The 16,485-nt window shown below is 62.9% G+C and carries 15 protein-coding genes; 6 read left to right on the forward strand and 9 right to left on the reverse strand.

The window, feature by feature from the left end; translation table 11 throughout:
* Positions 1–87 precede the first annotated feature (87 nt).
* Entirely contained in the window at positions 88–1,125 is a 1,038-nt protein-coding gene (locus VIO10_RS15620; protein WP_331966380.1) for a hypothetical protein, read from the reverse strand.
* 241 nt (positions 1,126–1,366) lie between these two features.
* Between VIO10_RS15620 and VIO10_RS15625 the strand changes: the two genes are divergently transcribed.
* The 3 genes from VIO10_RS15625 to VIO10_RS15635 all read left to right on the forward strand — a co-directional run bounded on the left by VIO10_RS15625 (position 1,367) and on the right by VIO10_RS15635 (position 5,487).
* Positions 1,367–2,509 carry an alanine--glyoxylate aminotransferase family protein gene (locus VIO10_RS15625; protein WP_331966383.1) on the forward strand — a complete coding sequence of 381 codons (1,143 nt, stop codon included), beginning with the start codon at positions 1,367–1,369 and terminating at the stop codon, positions 2,507–2,509.
* Positions 2,510–2,515: 6 nt separating this feature from the next.
* Positions 2,516–4,111: a phosphoglycerate dehydrogenase gene (serA, locus tag VIO10_RS15630; protein WP_331966386.1), complete on the forward strand. Its 1,596-nt coding sequence runs from the start codon at positions 2,516–2,518 to the stop codon at positions 4,109–4,111.
* Positions 4,112–4,191: 80 nt separating this feature from the next.
* Positions 4,192–5,487, forward strand: a complete 1,296-nt coding sequence (locus tag VIO10_RS15635; RefSeq protein ID WP_331966389.1) for an adenylosuccinate synthase — start codon at positions 4,192–4,194, stop codon at positions 5,485–5,487.
* Positions 5,488–5,494: 7 nt separating this feature from the next.
* Here the strand turns inward: VIO10_RS15635 and VIO10_RS15640 are convergent, their stop codons facing one another.
* The 6 genes from VIO10_RS15640 to VIO10_RS15665 all read right to left on the reverse strand — a co-directional run bounded on the left by VIO10_RS15640 (position 5,495) and on the right by VIO10_RS15665 (position 10,876).
* The gene (locus VIO10_RS15640; RefSeq protein ID WP_331966392.1) at positions 5,495–5,674 is read right to left on the reverse strand and encodes a type II toxin-antitoxin system HicB family antitoxin; all 180 of its coding nucleotides are present in this window, start codon (positions 5,672–5,674) and stop codon (positions 5,495–5,497) included.
* A 46-nt stretch (positions 5,675–5,720) separates the two neighbouring features.
* Positions 5,721–6,911, reverse strand: coding sequence for a serine hydrolase domain-containing protein (locus tag VIO10_RS15645; RefSeq protein WP_331966395.1), 1,191 nt, complete (start codon positions 6,909–6,911; stop codon positions 5,721–5,723).
* 61 nt (positions 6,912–6,972) lie between these two features.
* Positions 6,973–7,887 carry a polysaccharide deacetylase family protein gene (locus VIO10_RS15650; RefSeq protein ID WP_331966398.1) on the reverse strand — a complete coding sequence of 305 codons (915 nt, stop codon included), beginning with the start codon at positions 7,885–7,887 and terminating at the stop codon, positions 6,973–6,975.
* Between the two features lie 30 nt (positions 7,888–7,917).
* Positions 7,918–8,889 carry an NAD-dependent epimerase/dehydratase family protein gene (locus tag VIO10_RS15655; RefSeq protein ID WP_331966401.1) on the reverse strand — a complete coding sequence of 324 codons (972 nt, stop codon included), beginning with the start codon at positions 8,887–8,889 and terminating at the stop codon, positions 7,918–7,920.
* Positions 8,890–8,904: 15 nt separating this feature from the next.
* Positions 8,905–9,843: a formyltransferase gene (locus VIO10_RS15660; RefSeq protein ID WP_331966405.1), complete on the reverse strand. Its 939-nt coding sequence runs from the start codon at positions 9,841–9,843 to the stop codon at positions 8,905–8,907.
* A gap of 64 nt (positions 9,844–9,907) precedes the next feature.
* Positions 9,908–10,876: a glycosyltransferase gene (locus VIO10_RS15665; protein WP_331966408.1), complete on the reverse strand. Its 969-nt coding sequence runs from the start codon at positions 10,874–10,876 to the stop codon at positions 9,908–9,910.
* Positions 10,877–11,091: 215 nt separating this feature from the next.
* Here VIO10_RS15665 and VIO10_RS15670 point away from each other — a divergent pair, with 215 nt between their 5' ends.
* Together VIO10_RS15670 and VIO10_RS15675 are read left to right on the forward strand one after the other, a co-directional pair.
* Complete coding sequence (locus VIO10_RS15670) at positions 11,092–12,828, forward strand: glycosyltransferase family 39 protein (protein ID WP_331966411.1); 1,737 nt, start codon at positions 11,092–11,094, stop codon at positions 12,826–12,828.
* A 147-nt stretch (positions 12,829–12,975) separates the two neighbouring features.
* Positions 12,976–13,614, forward strand: a complete 639-nt coding sequence (locus VIO10_RS15675; protein ID WP_331966415.1) for a helix-turn-helix domain-containing protein — start codon at positions 12,976–12,978, stop codon at positions 13,612–13,614.
* Here the strand turns inward: VIO10_RS15675 and VIO10_RS15680 are convergent.
* Positions 13,611–14,183, reverse strand: a complete 573-nt coding sequence (locus tag VIO10_RS15680; protein WP_331966418.1) for a hypothetical protein — start codon at positions 14,181–14,183, stop codon at positions 13,611–13,613. The two genes, VIO10_RS15675 and VIO10_RS15680, sit on opposite strands and share 4 nt — an antisense overlap.
* A gap of 196 nt (positions 14,184–14,379) precedes the next feature.
* Positions 14,380–14,874 (reverse strand): 5-(carboxyamino)imidazole ribonucleotide mutase, encoded by a 495-nt coding sequence (gene purE, locus VIO10_RS15685; protein WP_331966421.1) that lies wholly within the window; start codon positions 14,872–14,874, stop codon positions 14,380–14,382.
* Positions 14,875–15,028: 154 nt separating this feature from the next.
* On the opposite strand from purE, the gene VIO10_RS15690 reads away from it, so the two are divergent.
* Complete coding sequence (locus VIO10_RS15690) at positions 15,029–16,477, forward strand: UDP-N-acetylmuramoyl-tripeptide--D-alanyl-D-alanine ligase (RefSeq protein WP_331966424.1); 1,449 nt, start codon at positions 15,029–15,031, stop codon at positions 16,475–16,477.
* Positions 16,478–16,485: the final 8 nt, after the last annotated feature.

Here is a 16,485-nt window from a genome sequence, read left to right on the forward strand (position 1 = left end):
TGACCGGCGGCAATTTCCGCCGGCCGTGCATCGCGTCGGATGGGCGCTGAGAAATAACCGGGCCGCGTCGCGGCCCCTGAAAATCCCTCACTCCGAATGCCTGCCCAGTGCGTTGCGGATCGCGCCGGCGCTCTCCAGCAGCGTGCTCGGCAGGTTCAAGGTTCCCGCGACATTTGAATATGGATAGAGCCGCGCGTTGAGATGCGCGTGCAGGGGAATTCCCTCGCCCTGGTGAATTTCATAGTCAAGCGGCAACGGCCCGAGGATCATCAGTATTCGATGGATCGCATTTGCGAATTGGCGCATCTGGTCCGGCCTCAGATCCGATAGCAAGCCCCGATAGTTGGGCATCACGACCTCGTAGCTGCGCGGGAATCCGCCCATCGGGCTCGCATAGCTGACGACAGAGTCGGCGCGATCGATCACCAGCCCCAGGCGCTCCATCAGCGCGACGATCTCGTGCCATAGATGAGGACTCTCACGCTCGGCGCGGGCCTCCGCGAGCACGGCCGGAAACGGCTCCGGCGATCCGATGATCTGCTGATGCAGATGCGGCTGCGAGGCGCCCGACTCGCGCCCCTGATTCTTGCGGATTACAACCGAGCAAACGTCCGGATTATCCAACGCGAGGCGCATCACCCGCGCATCGGCTTGCATCAGATGAAGGAAATGACCGCCGCCGAGCGCGCCGGTAAACATCAGATCGGCCTGCGATCGCGGCGCGTCGATAAAATGACGCGGATCTTCGACGACGATGTACGACTCGTTGCGATTTCCGGTCAACTCCGCGGGAATGCGCGGGAAGAGGTTGTTGATCACGCGCACCACCCAGGTTGCGCCATCGGCAGTCTTCGCCCCGTTCCATTCGGGGATTTCATCCGCAGTCATCCGAAACAGCTCGCGCGGCGCGAGCCCTTCGTTGCCCGCACAGAAAGGACATGACTCGGTCGAGCGGCGAATAGCCTCAGCGCTGAGATGCGGGGTGTCGGGATCGGCGCTCTCGCGGCCGCCGAGCGTGAAGGCGAAGCTCTTGCCGCGAACATCGACAACGTATGAAATCACGCCGGTGATCGGATTCTTGATCCAGACCAGGGAACCATCGCGGATTTCGCATTCTATCGGCATCGGAGCGTGATAACCTTTAACAATTGCCGGCGCGCCATTTCAACGCCGGCTCGAAACCGTCGCGAGCCGGGGATCGCCTTGACTACGGCTCCCGGCTCCATTATCCCAAATGCTGAGGACGGGGAACCGGCGAAGCCGGGACAAATTGGGGTCTGGCGATCCGCATGCGCGGCCACCAGCCTTTTTTTTGGCTGCCATCGCTAATCGCCAGCGTCTCCGTGAATGATCAAAAATGCCGCAGATGAAGAAATACCTGTTCACGCCCGGGCCGGCTGCCGTACCGCCCGAGGTTTTGCTCGAGATGGCGCGTCCGATCATCCACCATCGCACGCCCGAGTTCAGTGCTGCGCTCGATCAGGCTCGCGATCGGATGAAACCTCTCTTCGGCACCTCGAGCGAGGTAATCCTGCTCGCGTCCACCGGCACCGGTGGGATGGAAGCGGCGGTGACGAATTTGCTGGCGCCGGGCGAACATGCGATCTACGTCAACGGCGGCAAATTCGGTGAGCGATGGGGCAAGTTGCTCGCCGCGTTCGGCATGATTGGGCACGAGGTGCGGGTTGAATGGGGCCGCGCCGCACGGCCCGGGCAAATCGAGGATGCGTTCAAGGCGTATCCCGAGTCGCGCGCCGTGCTGGTGCAGGCTAGCGAAACTTCCACTTGCGCGGTGCATCCGGTGGCCGAGATCGGCGAGGTCAGCCGCAAGCGCGGCGCGATGCTGATCGTCGATGGAATCACGTCGGTCGGGGTCTTCGAACAGAAGATGGACCAATGGGGCATTGACGCATTCGTCACGGGCAGCCAGAAGGCGCTCATGCTTCCGCCGGGTCTCGGAATGGTCGCGCTGTCGGCGCGCGCTTTGGACGTCGCGAAGAAAACCAGGACGCCGCGCTTCTATTTTGATTTGCTCAAAGAATTGAAGGCGCAGCGCGACGAGCATACCACCGCATGGACCGCGGCCGTGTCGCTGATCTGCGGGCTGAACAAATCACTTGAAATGATTCACGCCGAAGGTCTGCCGCAGGTTTACGCGCGTCACGCGCTGATGGCGCAGGCCACTCGCGACGCTGCCGCGGCGCTCGGGCTGAAACTGCTGTCGCCCGACAATCCGGCTCCGGGGGTCACCGGAATCCTGGTCCCCGAAGGTCTCGACGGCGGTAAACTGGTCAAGTTCCTGCGCGACAGCCTGGGCGTGTCGGTTCAGGGCGGCCAGGATCAGATGAAGGGCAAGCTCGTGCGCATCGGGCACATGGGTCATTTGAGCCCGTTCGACATGCTCATCGCGGTCGGCGCGCTCGAGATGGGACTTAAGCAGATTGGCGCAAACATTCAACTTGGCGCCGGCGTAGCCGCCGTTCAGGCACGCCTGGCACGGAGCATTTGAATCAACATGGCGGAAACTTTCCGTGTCCTTTTAAGCGACTCGCTTGCGGCGCAGGGGATCGAGGTCCTCAAGCGCTTTCCGCAGCTACAGTTCGACATCAAGACCGGCCTCAAGCCCGCGGAGTTGGCGAAAATAATCGCGCCCTACGACGCGCTGCTGATTCGCAGCGGCACCCGCGTCACCCGCGAAGTAATCGATGCCGCCACGTCGCTCAAAGTGATCGGGCGCGCGGGCGTTGGGGTCGACAACGTCGATATCGAAGCGGCAACGCGCCGCGGAATCGTCGTGATGAACAGCCCGACCGGCAACAGCGTCACGACCGCGGAGCACGCGATCACCATGATGATGGCGCTGGCTCGGCATATTCCAGCCGCCAACGCCTCGATCCGAGCCGGCAAATGGGAGCGCGGCAAATTCACCGGCGCCGAGATATGCAACAAAACGCTGGGCGTGGTCGGCCTCGGTAACATCGGCCGGATCGTCGCCGACCGCGCTCTTGGGCTCAAGATGAAAGTGATCGGCTATGATCCGATCCTGACGGCTGAGGCTGCCGCGCGCATCGGCGTTGCGCTTGTCAGCCTCGATGAGCTTTTTGCGAGCGCCGACTTCATCACCGTCCACACCCCCCTGACCGACGATACGAGGGGCCTGGTGGGCGCGGCGGCATTCGCAAAGATGAAGAAGGGCGTGCGAATAATCAACTGCGCCCGCGGTGGTATCGTCGATGAAGGCGCGCTCGCCGAGGCGCTGAAATCCGGCAAGGTCGCGGGCGCCGCGCTGGACGTGTTCGTCGAGGAACCACCTCCCGCCAACCATCCGCTGCTCCAGTTCGACAACGTGATCGCAACGCCGCACCTCGGCGCCGCCACCGACGAGGCGCAGGTCCAGGTCTCGGTCGATATCGCGCATCAAGTGGCCGACTTCCTGATCGAAGGCACCATTCGGCAGGCGGTTAACATCCCGGCGCTATCCACCAAGGAACTCGAAATACTGGGGCCTCATCTAAGGCTTGGCGAAAAACTGGGCAGACTTGCCGCGCAACTGATCACCGACGCGCCCACCGAGCTGACGCTGGCGTTTGGCGGTGAAGCCGCGAATCTCAAGCCCGACGCGATCACCGCCGCGGTTCTAAAGGGATTGATGAGCGGCTTCCTCGACGAGGATTTGAATTACGTCAACGCGCCGTTTATCGCTCGCGAACGCGGAATCAGGATTATCGAAACACGCTCGCGCGAAGTCACTGATTACGTCAACACCCTGACGCTCACGGTTCGTACCGGCGCCGGTGAGCACGAAGTCTCCGGCGCCGTGCTCGGAAATCGCGTGCTGCGCCTGACCGGGATCGACGGCTACCGCGTCGAGGCGGTGCCCGAGGGCTACTTTCTCATGCTGCATAATCGCGACGTTCCCGGAGTGGTCGGCGCGGTGGGCACGATGCTCGGGCAGGCGGGAATAAATATTGGCGGACTGGAGCTTGGCCGCGATCGCGTGGGTGGAACCGCGCTCAGCATTTTCGCGGTGGATGAACCCGTGCCGGGCGCCGTCCTCGATCGGCTCAAGACCCTGCCCGCAATTACAGCGGCGTCGCTGCTCAAGCTCTGAATTTATTTTGCGCGCGGGACATTTCAGCCCGACAGGTGCGCGCGCAGGCCGGCGAAAATGACGCCGGCCGGGGAAAAGACATGAAGACAGTGGCCGTGGTCGGCACGCAGTGGGGGGACGAGGGCAAGGGCAAAATCGTCGATATGCTCGCGGCCGACGCCGATGTGGTCGTCCGCTTCCAGGGCGGAAACAACGCGGCTCACACGCTGGTGGTCGGCGGCAAGAAATTTGTGCTGCGGCTGGTGCCCGCCGGCGCGCTCCATCCCGGCAAGGCTTGCGTAATCGGCAACGGCCTGGTCGTCAATCCGCTGGCATTGCTCGGCGAAATGGCAGACCTCAAGCGCAGCGGCCATCTCGCCGACGATAGTTTGCTCAAGATCAGTTACGAAGCGCACATGGTGATGCCGTATCATCTCGCGATCGATCTCGCTCGCGAGGCGCGCCTGGGCAAGCGCGCGATCGGCACGACCGGATTCGGAATCGGCCCGGCGTACGAAGACAAGATGGCTCGGGTGGGATTGCGCTTCGAAGATCTGCTCGATTTCAAATTTTTCGCGGAGAAACTCCGCCGCAATATCGTCGAGAAGAACGCGTACCTGAAAGCAATGCTCAAGGCCAAGCCGATCAAGGCCGACGAAACCATCGACGCGATGAAAAAAGCGCGCCGCCGGCTGCTCCCGCATCTGTGCGACACCGGCGCGTTCGTGAGCGAGGCGATCGATTCCGGCAAGCGCGTCCTCTTCGAGGGCGCCCACGGCACGATGCTCGACATCGATCACGGCACCTATCCGTACGTGACCTCGTCGAATTGCGTCGCCAGCGCAGTCTTCAGCGGCACCGGCATCGGGCCGGGCAATCTCGAAGCGGTGCTCGGCATCAGCAAGGGATATACGACACGAGTCGGGGCGGGACCCTTTCCGAGCGAGTTCACCGGCTATCTCGCCGATTCGCTGCGCGAAGAAGGCGATGAGTTCGGCAGCGCCACCGGGCGTCCCAGGCGGATCGGATGGTTCGACGCCGTGCTGGCCCGTTACACCGCTCGCGTCAATGGGATGTGGGCGCTCGCGCTTACCAAGCTCGACGTTTTGACCGGGATCGATCCGGTCAGAATTTGCGTCGGCTACATCGTCAAGGGGAAACGCTACGACGACATGCCGCCGTCGCATCGGATGCTGATCAACGCCAAGCCGATCTTCGAAGAGATGCCGGGATGGAGCGAGAGCCCGGCGGGCGCGCGCCGGCTTGCCGAATTGCCCGCGGGCGTGCGCCGCTACGTCGAACGAATCAGCGCGCTGGTTGGTGTGCCGATTGCGATGATCGGCGTCGGCAAGGAGCGCGAAGCGACCATCGTGGTGCGCAACCCCTTCGCCGACTAGGTCGTTGCTAGCGGTTCAACAGCTCGGCGAATTCCCGCCTGGTCGCCAAGCTCGCTTCTATCGCTTCTCGGATGTTCGCGAGAGCTTCGGCTTCGGTCCGGCCTTGGGACAGGCATCCCGGAAGAGCCGGGCACTCCACGACGACAAAGCCGGCTTCATCGCGTTCGAGCGTCACCAGAAACTTCATGATTTCACTCTAGCACATGGAATCCGGCAACCAATCTGCGTGCCCCCTACCCTGCGCAAACCGCCGCGAGGCTCGAGAGCGCGACACCGCGGCGTCCCTGCCTCAGGTCATTGCGATCGAACCCGTTGGTTGTGTACCCGATCGAAATTCCCGTCGCCGGATCGGCCCATCCGATCTGTCCGCCCGCGCCACCGTGTCCGAATGCCAGCGCCGAGTTGGTCTTGCCGAAGCCGCGATAGTTCGCCAGCCCGTCGCCTCCGGCCACGACAACTCCCAGCGCGCGGTTGCACTTGACGCCGAAAATCGGATCCTTGTAATCGCCCGAGCGCACGCGCAACGCGTCCTTGAGCGCTTCAGGCTTGATGATCAGCGCACCGTTGGCGCCGCGATTATGCAGCAAGCCCTGGTAGAACAGCGCCAGGTCGCCCGCCGTCATAATTCCGCCGCCGCCCGGCACGCCGGCTTCCATCACATTGGGCCGGTTGAAGCCGAGGACCGCCTCCTCGGTAACTTCGGTTTCCGGCATCGCGGGCAGGCCGAGCTTCTTCCGTTCCTCGTCGGACAGGGCCTCTCCGACGTAGCAAAGCTGCGCAACCCGGTGATGATACTCGCGCGGCAATCCAACCCGCAGCTCCGGCAGTCCGAGCGGCGTTGCAATCCGCTCATGCACAAACTGGCGGAAGTCCTTGCCCGTGCGGCGCTCGATTATCTCCGCGATTACCCAGAAGCCCGAGGTCGGATGGTATTCGAATTTGCTGCCCACCGGCCATTCCAGCCGCCACTTGGCGAATCGCTCGAGCCGCTTGCTCCTGTCCAGCCACTCGTTCTGCGGATACGGCGCGTTGGGAAATCCTCCCACGTGGAGCAGAACCTGCTCGACGGTCATCGTGTCCTTACCATTGGTGCCGAACTCGGGGACGATCTCCGCGACGCGCTCGCCCGGATTCAGTTTGCCTTCGCCGATCAGAATCCACGACGCCGCCGACATGATCGCCTTGGTGCACGAGAAGATCGTGTAGAGCGTGTCGTTGGTTGCCGGCTTTTCGCTTCCACCCTGGACTGCGCGTCCGACCGTGCGCATCGCGCCGATTTTCCCGTTGCGGGCGATCGCGATTTGGGTCGATGGCAGCAAGCCATCCTTGACTTCGCGTTCGGCACGATTGAAAAGGGCTTCGACTTTTTCAGGATCGAGGCCGACTTCGCGTGGACTGTCAGCAAAATGACTTTGCGCGGGCATCGCGGGCACTCCTTGCGTTTGAATTCCAGTCTTCGGGATATAACACGCCGCCGCCGATTCGTCATTCGGAAGCGATCCGCACCGGAGCTTGCGACGATATCCACCCGGCCCTGCCCGGCAGCGTCGTCCGAATGACTTCGCATACCGGCAATTCCGCGCGATTCAGCCGCGCCGCGACCTCGCGCAGTTGCACGAACTTCGCGCCCCGCTGCTTCAGCCCGCGGACCAGGGCGGTGAAGCCCTCGAGCTGTCCCATCCCTTCGGTCTCGGCGTGAATGGTGTGCACGTTGAGCGCATCGGGCTTGCACAGCGTGAGAAAGAAATCGCGCACCGCGCCGTCATCGGGCAATTCTCGCCGTCCCATTACCTCGTCGAGGGTCGGCAAGGTGGTCGGGATTTCCGGCGTCGCGAGCACCCGCCCCTGGACGATGCACCGGTACGGCGCGATTCCTCGCGTGTCGCTGCGATAGTCGAGCGCCATCGCGTCCAGCGCGACCAGCGCCGCATCGTTGGTGCGCCATCCGGGCGCGGCGAAACTGCGCGGCGCTTCACCAAGGATCGCGCGGTATGCCTCAAACGCGTCGCCCAGTTCGTTGCGTATTCCGGACTCGCCGATTTTATCGAGCTGATCCTGCCATCGCACGTGATCGTAGCCATGCACGCCGATCTCGAAGCCATGCGCCTTCAGGTCGCGGATAATCCCGGGGAACGACAGCGCGATCGGCCGCGACGGCAGAATCGTCCCCGAAAGAATCGTACGCGCGCCGTACATCGAGACGGCGCTGGTGCGGAACATCTTCGACAGGAACCCGCGATTTCGAAACACCCGCAGGATTGCGCGCCCCGAGTTGTCCGGGCCCATCGCGATATAAAAGCTCGCGGCGACGCCCTCGCTGGCGAGCATCGAGGCCAGCCGCGGCACGCCCAGTTCGAGGCCCTGATGGGTATCGACGTCGATCTTTAACGCGACTTCCAAATGTAGCGACTGCGCGGACGCGGCCCGCGCCTAAGAACTCATCTCTTTGCGGAACCAGTCCATCGAGATTTTCACGCCATCGCGCAGGTTCACCTTCGGCGTGACCCCCAGCAACGTGCGCATCTTGGTATTGTCCGGAACGCGGCGAGGGATGTCCTCGTAGCTGTTGCCGTACACTTCCTCCTGGGTCACGAACTTGATCTTCGATTTCGTTTTCGTTGGCCCAAACAACTCGAGCATCAGTTTGGCGAACTCGAGCACCGTCGTCTCGACATCGACGCCGATGTTAATCGCCTGCCCATCCGCCGCGGGATTCACTCCCGCCTGCACGGTTGCCTCGATCGCATCGGTTACGTAGGTGAAGCATCGCGTCTGCAATCCGTCGCCAACCACGGTCAAGTCCGCGCCGCGCAGCAGTTGACCCATGAAGATCGTAAACAGCCGGCCCACATCAACCTTGTCCAGCCGCGGACCGTACACGTTGAAATAGCGCATGATCGTAACCGGCAGGCCGAGCTTGTGATACGCGAAACAGAAATGCTCGCCGACGGCCTTCGACGTCGAGTAGCACCAGCGATCGATGCTGGTGGCCCCGAGCACGCGATCGTCGTCCTCGCGCCACGGCACCTTGGGGTTGCGGCCGTACACCTCGGAGGTCGAGCTGAACGCGACCCGCTTGTTATGCTTGTAGGCGGCCTTCAGCACGTTCTGCGTGCCGTTTACGTTTACGTTGAGCGTTTCGTAGGGATCGGCGACGTAGTGCTCGACGCCGACGACGGCCGCGAGATGGTAAATAAGATCGACCTTCGAGACCAGGCTGTCGATCAACTCGAGGTTGAAGACTGAATCGTGCACGTAATGAAAGCGCGAGTTGTCCAGCAGGTGACGCACCTTGGCGATCGAGCCGGTGTCGAGCACAAAGACCTCGTCGCCTCGCGCAATGAACGCATCCGAAAGATGTGACCCGAGAAATCCGGCGCCGCCGGTGATCAGAACCCGCATGTGACCTCCAAGAGACTAATCGAATAGAATATTATCTTTGACGCGCCCGGCCTCGGAAAGAGCCTCGCGGGCAGCGCCTTCGGCGCCACCCTCGAACTGCGCAATTTTCAGGATTACGCTGCCCTCGCCGGCCGCGATTTCAAGCGCGCCGTCCGCCGTTTCGCGCACGACCCGCCCGGGCTCCCCGAGCACTGCGTTTTCTGCGCCAATTTTCGCTTCCCATACCAGCAGCTTTCGCCCGCCGACGAAACAGAACGCGCCGGGGTACGGATGCGTCACGGCGCGGACGAGATTGAAGATCCTTCGGGCCGGCCATCGCCAGTCTATCCGTCCGTCCTGCGGCTTTCTGCGCCCGAAGTAACTACCCTTCGAGATATCCATTTTTCGCCGCGGCGCAGTGCCGGCGACGATCTTTGGATGCAGCTCGGTTATCAGCTCGACGCCCAGCGGCACCAGCTTGCGATATAGCGTCAGCGCGTTGTCGCTGTCGTCGATCGCAACCGCACGCTGCCCGACGATATCTCCGGCGTCGGCGCGCGCAACCATCTGATGCAACGTGACGCCCGCCTCGCGTTCTCCATTCACCAGCATCCAGTTCACCGGCGCGCGACCGCGATACGCCGGCAGCAATGACCCGTGCAGATTGAAGGCGCCCAGCGGCGCAACCGCGAGCACGCTCTCGGGAATCAGATGGCGGTAGTAGAAGGAATAAATTACCGCCGGCTTCAATGCGCCGATCCCGGCCGCCGACCCTGAGCCGGCGCCGTCATCGGTGTGCACCGGGACGCCGTGCTGTGCGGCCAGTTCCGCGCACGATCGCCACCAAATCTCTTCATGCGAATCGTCGCAATGAGTGAACAGCGCGGCGATCGGCGCGCCCATTTTCAGCAACGCCTCCATGCACGCGTAACCCATCTCATGGTACGCGAACAGCACGCAGACGGCGGATTTCACAGTCGCGCCAGATGCGGCGCTCGAGCGGTTGGACTCCACGGTTGATCGCTGGCCGGCTTCGCCGTCAGTTGCGGTCCGGCGCCGGCCCAACTTGGGAATCAACCGGCTGGCCTTCGCCTCCATGCACCGCTCGCACGATGTAAGTGGGGCGGTGGCGCACTTCTACATAGATACGCCCGGCGTATTCGCCGATAAGTCCGAGCGCCAGGAATATCATCCCGACGAAAAAGAACAGGATCGCGAACAGCGTCCACAGTGCGCCCTCTTCTTGCGGGCCGTAGATCAGCCGATGCGCAACCAGCACCATCGCCATCATTACGGCCAGCACCGAAATCCCTATCCCGGTCATGCTCAGCATCTGGATCGGAACCAGAGAAAATCCGGTAATCAGGTTGAGACTGAGTTTCGCCAGCCCCCAGAGATTGTACTTCGACTTGCCACCGGCGCGATCGTCGTGGCCGACCGGGATTTCCGCGACTCGCTTGGCGAACGTGTTGGCCAGCGCGGGAACGAACGCCGCCTTCTCGTCGCACTCGACCACGGTATCGACGATGTGCCGCCGGTACGCACGCAGCATGCATCCGTAATCGTGCATCGGTACGCCGACGATCAGCGACGTCAGGCGGTTGTGCAGGCGTGACGCGTAGCGCCGATACGCCTGATCGTGACGTTCCTCGCGCCATCCGCCCACCACGTCGTTGCCTTCATCGATCGCCGCAATCAACCGCGGAATTTCCTCCGGGGGATTTTGCAGGTCCGCGTCGAGCGTGACGACTATCTCGCCGCGCGATTGCCGGAAGCCCGCGAGGATCGCCGAATGCTGTCCGAAATTGCGCGCCAACTCGACGACCCGCACGCGGCCCTCTTCGCCCGCCGCAATTTCACGAAGGATGCCGAGAGAATCGTCGTGCGAGCCGTCATCGATAAAAACCGCCTCCCATGGACGGCCCAGACCTTCGAGAACCGGCTTGAGGCGCGACCAAAGCGACTTAAGGTTCGCGGATTCGTTGAACACCGGCACAACCACCGACACCAATCCGCTCGCCGCTCGCGATACGGCCGAAGCGCCTCGAATCGGTGATATTTTGCCCGGGAAGCTCAAAGAACGTGCGCGACCTGACCGCCGGTCAATCCATGCGAAACCGCCGTCGCGTAAAGTGATTGTTGCAGACAGCCTCGGAGAATTAAAGATAGCGCCGGCCCGCCCCGGTTGACCGCGCCCGATCGCCTCGCGAGACTGCATCGACGATGCTCGCCGCCAACCGACCGCTGCGCCTGGCCATCTACGCTATCCTCGCGGCGATTCTCTATCTCCCCGGTCTGGGCAGGCCCGCGCTTTGGGAGCCCGACGAGGGCCGCTACGCCGAAATCGCGCGCGAGATGGTTATCTCGGGCGACTACGTCACGCCGCGTGACGACTTCGAGCTATATTTCGAAAAACCTCCGCTGGTCTATTGGGCCGAGGCCGCCGCAATTCAAATTTTCGGGGTCAATGAATTCGCGGTGCGATTGCCCGCGGCGCTCTTTAGCATCGGCCAGGTCGTTGTCACGGCCGCGTTGGCCGAGGCGATGCTCGGTGCTGCGGCGGGATTCTTCGCGGCACTCGTGCTCGCGCTGAGTCCGCTATTTTTCGGCTTTGCGCGATTCGCGACGCTCGATCCCGCGCTGGCGTTTTTTCTTGCCGCGGCGCTGGGCGCCTTTTACGCCGCGGCGCGTGGCGATTCGTTCTCGCGGCCGCAGGCTCGCAGGTGGCTGTTGATTTCCGCCGCGATGCTCGCCCTTGGCAGTCTCGCCAAGGGACCCGTCGCATTGCTGCTGGGCGGCGCGATCGCTCTGGCGTGGCTGGCAAGTGAGCGGCGGCTGCGGCAGGTCGCGCAGATGCCGCTTGTCTGGTGCGTCGTCATCTTCGCGGCAATCGTCGTTCCCTGGTTCGTGCTGGCCGAGGCCCGAAATCCCGGCTTCATGCACTACTTCATCGTCCACGAACATCTCGAGCGCTACGTCGCATCGAGCGAACACGGATGGGGCCCGTGGTTCTTCATCCCGATCGTTATAGGAGGAACGTGGCCCTGGATTTTTTTCGTCCCGCTTGGATGGTCCGCGATGCGCGCGGGCGGCGGCTTGCCCGAGAGCGCCGAGGACCCATCCGGCCGGCGCGCAGCCGCGCGCTTACTGGCCATCTGGTTCGTCGTGATCTTGGTGTTCTTCTCGATCCCCCGCTCCAAGCTCGGCAGCTATATTCTGCCCGCACTTGCGCCGCTCGCGATCGTTGCGGGATACGGCCTCGCGCGCATGCCCGCGCTCGGCGCCGCGAGCCGCCGCCGTCTTCTCGGCGTCGTTGCTATCGCAAACCTGGCGATCGCGGCAGTTTTTTTCGTATTTTCCGAACTCGTACTGGCGCCGATACATCCCGAGCTTGGCGTGGACGGATTGCTGATTGGCGCCGCGGTGGCCGCCGGCGCGATTGCGATGTACTCGCTCGGGCGCGCGTCGTCGCGCGTTGGGTACGCGATCGGCGCGATAGCGCTGGCGATGCTGGCGGCGGCGGCGCTGGCCGCGCGCGCGCGCGAAGACGCGTCTTCGATTTACACCTATCGCAACCTGGCAAGGGCGGTTCAGCCCTACCTTGCGGGAGACTGTACGCTTGCCTCATACCGCCATTACGTCCAATCGCTCCCGTTCTATACGCGCCGGCGCGAGGTCCGGGTCGAGTATTGGGGCGAGCTTTCGGAATTTTCTTCCGCATCGAAGGGCAAGTCGCCGTTCCTTATCGGCTCCGACGCGCGCCTGCGCCAGCTCTGGTCGTCGGGCGCGTGCATGGTTCTGATCGTGAACGATCGCGACCGCAATGCGCTTGCAGACTCGCTGAAGCCCGCGCCGGCAGTGATCGGATGCGAGGGGAAAAAGCTCGCGCTCTACAATGGCGCGCTGGCGCCGCCGCCGGGCGCAGCCGATTGTCTCAAATCCGAAACCAAAAATCCGTAAATGCCGGAATCAAGGTACTTGGATTCGGGCTCATTGGACTGTAGCTTTCTCGCTGTAGCTTTCTTGCGGCCGTTTCCAGTGAAAGGTGAAAAGTGAAAAGTCACAATTTTGGCCGTAAACGATTTGCCGGGGAGAGACTGATCACAGGTGGCTGACAAGAAATCCAAACTTCAGGCTGCGGAAATCGGAGCCGACGGCGCCGAGTCCAAACCTTCGCTCGGCCACTTGATCACGGAAACCCGCGAACGCAAAGGCATGACTCGCGAGCAAGTCGCCAGCGAGGCTCATTTGCCGGCGCATTACATCAAAATGATCGAGACCGACAACTACGATCTGATTTCGGATCGGCTCTACCTCGTGCCGTTTCTTCGCCGCTACGCAACGTTCCTGGGTCTGGACGCCGAGGAAGTCGCCTCCCGTTTCGTCAGCGAGGTTCAGCATGCCGAGGCCAACGTGGTGCGAATCTCGCAAGAGATAACGATGGTCACGAAGCGCTCCGGCGGCGCCAGCCGAATCGCCTTCTTCGTGCTGATCGCCGCGGTGCTCGTCTTGATGGCAGATTTCGCGTGGCGCCGGTTTGTGGAGCATGAAGCATCCACTCCGGCCCCGGTCGCTTCGCCGGCTGCGATGGCGCCAGCGGCGGAGCCTAATGCCCAAGCGCCGAACGAAACTCTGCCGCCCGCGACCATCGTCACGAATCCCGAAGGGGCCGCGCCACCTTCTCTGCCGGCCGCCGCATCCTCGGTCGCCGCGCCCGCGGCGCCACCGATTAGTAACAGGCGCTAGTGCAGCACGGCGTTGGCGATCTCTTCCGCGACGAGCTCCTTGGCACGTCGCGCGTCGTCGCCTGAGTGCACGACCGCGACCACCTTTAGCTCATCGGCTGCGCCCTCCAGCGACGCGCGTGCGACGATCACCGTGTCGTAAATCTGGTTCTTCGGGATATTGCCATACGGGTTCGGCGGGTTGATGCCCTGCAACGCCTGCTGACCCGCCTGGTAGGCTTTGAACTGTTCCGTAGCCGTATCGTCGGGATACAACGACTGGCGGCGAGCCTCCTGTGCGAACGGATCGATCGGTTGATCGCCGGTGTCGCCCAGCGGCGGCGGATTCGCGCCGGCCGCCTTGAGCAATTCGACCATCGAAGGATCGCCCGGGAACATCTGATTCAATGACACTCCCGGTGCAAGCAGTTGCTGACTCACCGTCACGGTGAGCGTCACCGAATTTTCCGGATCGGACGCAAGACCACGGCGCGCCGCTCTCAGATCTTCGTTCAGCACGTTCTGCACAGCGGGATCGGTGCAAATCGCAACCACGCCGGCGTTTGCGGGCACCACCAGTTTGCCCGCCATTTTGATGTCGGCTGCGTGCGCAAATCCGCAAATGGCTACTACAATGGCTATCGCGGCGATCGTTCGTCTGTTGGCACGGGAGGCCAGTATTAAGAAAGGAAAACAGGGCGCGCTGTACAAGGACCCTCACCTTCATCCTCTCGCTTGCAGGGAGAGGAAACAAAAGCCTCGATCACGTTATGCAAAAGCTCTCCTGCTAGGGAAGCTTCTGCTGCAACAATTCCTGCGCCCGCGCAGCCCGCCATTTTACCAGCCGTTCGCGCAGCTTCGCGTCGCCCAGCGCGATTATCTGCGCCGCGAGCAGAGCCGCATTCGCCGCACCGGCTTTGCCGATCGCCATCGTCGCCACCGGCACCCCCTTGGGCATTTGCACGATCGACAGCAGCGAATCGATTCCGTTGAGCGACGTCGTCGGCATCGGCACGCCGATAACCGGGATTATCGTCTTCGATGCGAGCAGGCCGGCAAGATGCGCCGCGCCGCCGGCGCCGGCGATTATCGCGCGCAGGCCGCGGGCCGCCGCATTGGCGGCATATTCCAAAGTAATGTCGGGCGTGCGATGCGCGGACATGATCCGAACTTCATGCGACACTTGAAGTTCGTCCATAACCTCGGCCGCGGCCGACATATATTCCCAGTCGCTCTTGCTACCCATGATCACGCCGACAATCGGCGCCCTGCTGTCCGCCATCGTGGTTCCTCGTTCTTTCCCTATGCATGCATCATCTCACAATCGAGATAAGGGACGCAGCACTGTTGGAATCTGAAGGCTGATTCCAGCCCGCCGGCATGTCAAGTCGCGGCGGGTATGAGCGCCCTGGATAATTCGGCACAATGTACTGGCGATGGCGACGCCGATTCCCAGCAATCAGTGCGAGTTCACGCTCGCCGAAGTTGTCGAGGCCACCGGCGGTACTCTCGTCCGCGCCACTTCGACTGTCCCGGCCGGCGGCGGCGTCCGCGGCGTCAGCATAGATACACGCTCGATCGCGGCGGGAGCGATGTTCGTCGCACTGCGTGGCGCGGCCTCCGACGGCCATGACTACCTGCCACAAGCCGCCGCGCGGGGCGCCGCAGCCGCGATCGTCGCGACCGACCGCCGTCATCCTGCTCTCGATTGCATCGAGGTCGCCGATACTCTCGCGGCGCTGGGCCGGCTCGCGCGCCGCCATCTCATGCGCACGCGCGCGGCCCGCCCGCTTGGGCTGATCGCAATCGGTGGAGCAGTCGGCAAGACCACCACCAAAGAACTCACCGCCGCCGCCGCTCGCGCGCTGTTCGGATCCACGCTTTCAACCCCGGGTAATCTGAACAATCTGATCGGCGTGCCTATGACGATTTTCACGCTCACCAGCGAGCATCGAGCTGCCGTACTCGAATGTGGCACCAACACGCGCGGCGAGATTCCAAAACTGGCGCGAATCGTCGAGCCGGACGTCGCAATGGTTCTCAACGTCGATCTCGAGCACAGCGAAGGTCTCGGCACGCTCGACGATATCGCCAACGAGGAAGCCGCGCTGTTCTCGACTGCCAGGCGCTATGCGGTCGCATCCGCCGACGAACCGATGGTCCTGGCGCGGATTCCGAAACATCTGAGGCGAATCACCTTTGGCAAATCGCCCGACGCCCACGTGCGGCTCGTCAGTCGAAGCGTGGGCGTCCGCTCGCGCATCCGCGTCGAAATCGCGCGCGCGATGCTCGCCGCGGGAGTCGAACCTTTCGTCGAAACTGAAATCGCGCTTCTGGGCGAGGCCGCTGCTCTCAACTGTGCCGCCGCGATCGCCGGGGTCGCCGCGATGCACCCGCTGCCGCTTGAATCGCGCGAGCTTGCCGCGATCGCCGATGCGCTCGCGGTGGTCAAGCCGGTCGCCGGCCGGCTCGCCAACACCTCGATTCACGGCATCTTTGTGATCGACGACACTTACAACTCGAACCCTCGCTCGATCCGGGCCGCGCTCGCGGCCGCGCGCGAGGCAGCCGACGGTCTCGGCGCCCGTCTCGTGATCGCACTGGGTGACATGCTCGAGCTGGGCGAGCTGTCAGCCGCCGCGCATCAGGAGGCGATACGCGACGCGATGCTCTCGCATCCAGCCGCATTCGTCGCCGTCGGCCCTGAGATGAACTCCGCGCGCGCGATCGTATCCCGCGATGCGGATACCACCGATATCCTCGCCGCGCCCGACAGTATCGCCGCGGCGAGAATAATTGCCGGATTGATCCGGCCCGGCGATGTGTTGCTGGTCAAGGGTTCGCGCGGAATCGCAATGGAACGTGTTATCGAGAGGCTCGGTTGACGCTAAGG

Source organism: Candidatus Binatus sp., assembly GCF_036567905.1.
Taxonomy (GTDB): Bacteria; Desulfobacterota; Binatia; order Binatales; family Binataceae; genus Binatus.

Coding starts and splice junctions, on each gene's coding strand:
- VIO10_RS15620 (WP_331966380.1), bottom strand. CDS start 1,125: ATGCCGATAGAATGCGAAATCCGCGATGGTTCCCTGGTCTGGATCAAG.
- VIO10_RS15625 (WP_331966383.1), top strand. CDS start 1,367: ATGAAGAAATACCTGTTCACGCCCGGGCCGGCTGCCGTACCGCCCGAG.
- serA (WP_331966386.1), top strand. CDS start 2,516: ATGGCGGAAACTTTCCGTGTCCTTTTAAGCGACTCGCTTGCGGCGCAG.
- VIO10_RS15635 (WP_331966389.1), top strand. CDS start 4,192: ATGAAGACAGTGGCCGTGGTCGGCACGCAGTGGGGGGACGAGGGCAAG.
- VIO10_RS15640 (WP_331966392.1), bottom strand. CDS start 5,674: ATGAAGTTTCTGGTGACGCTCGAACGCGATGAAGCCGGCTTTGTCGTC.
- VIO10_RS15645 (WP_331966395.1), bottom strand. CDS start 6,911: ATGCCCGCGCAAAGTCATTTTGCTGACAGTCCACGCGAAGTCGGCCTC.
- VIO10_RS15655 (WP_331966401.1), bottom strand. CDS start 8,889: ATGCGGGTTCTGATCACCGGCGGCGCCGGATTTCTCGGGTCACATCTT.
- VIO10_RS15670 (WP_331966411.1), top strand. CDS start 11,092: ATGCTCGCCGCCAACCGACCGCTGCGCCTGGCCATCTACGCTATCCTC.
- VIO10_RS15680 (WP_331966418.1), bottom strand. CDS start 14,183: ATGGCGGGCAAACTGGTGGTGCCCGCAAACGCCGGCGTGGTTGCGATT.
- purE (WP_331966421.1), bottom strand. CDS start 14,874: ATGGCGGACAGCAGGGCGCCGATTGTCGGCGTGATCATGGGTAGCAAG.
- VIO10_RS15690 (WP_331966424.1), top strand. CDS start 15,029: ATGGCGACGCCGATTCCCAGCAATCAGTGCGAGTTCACGCTCGCCGAA.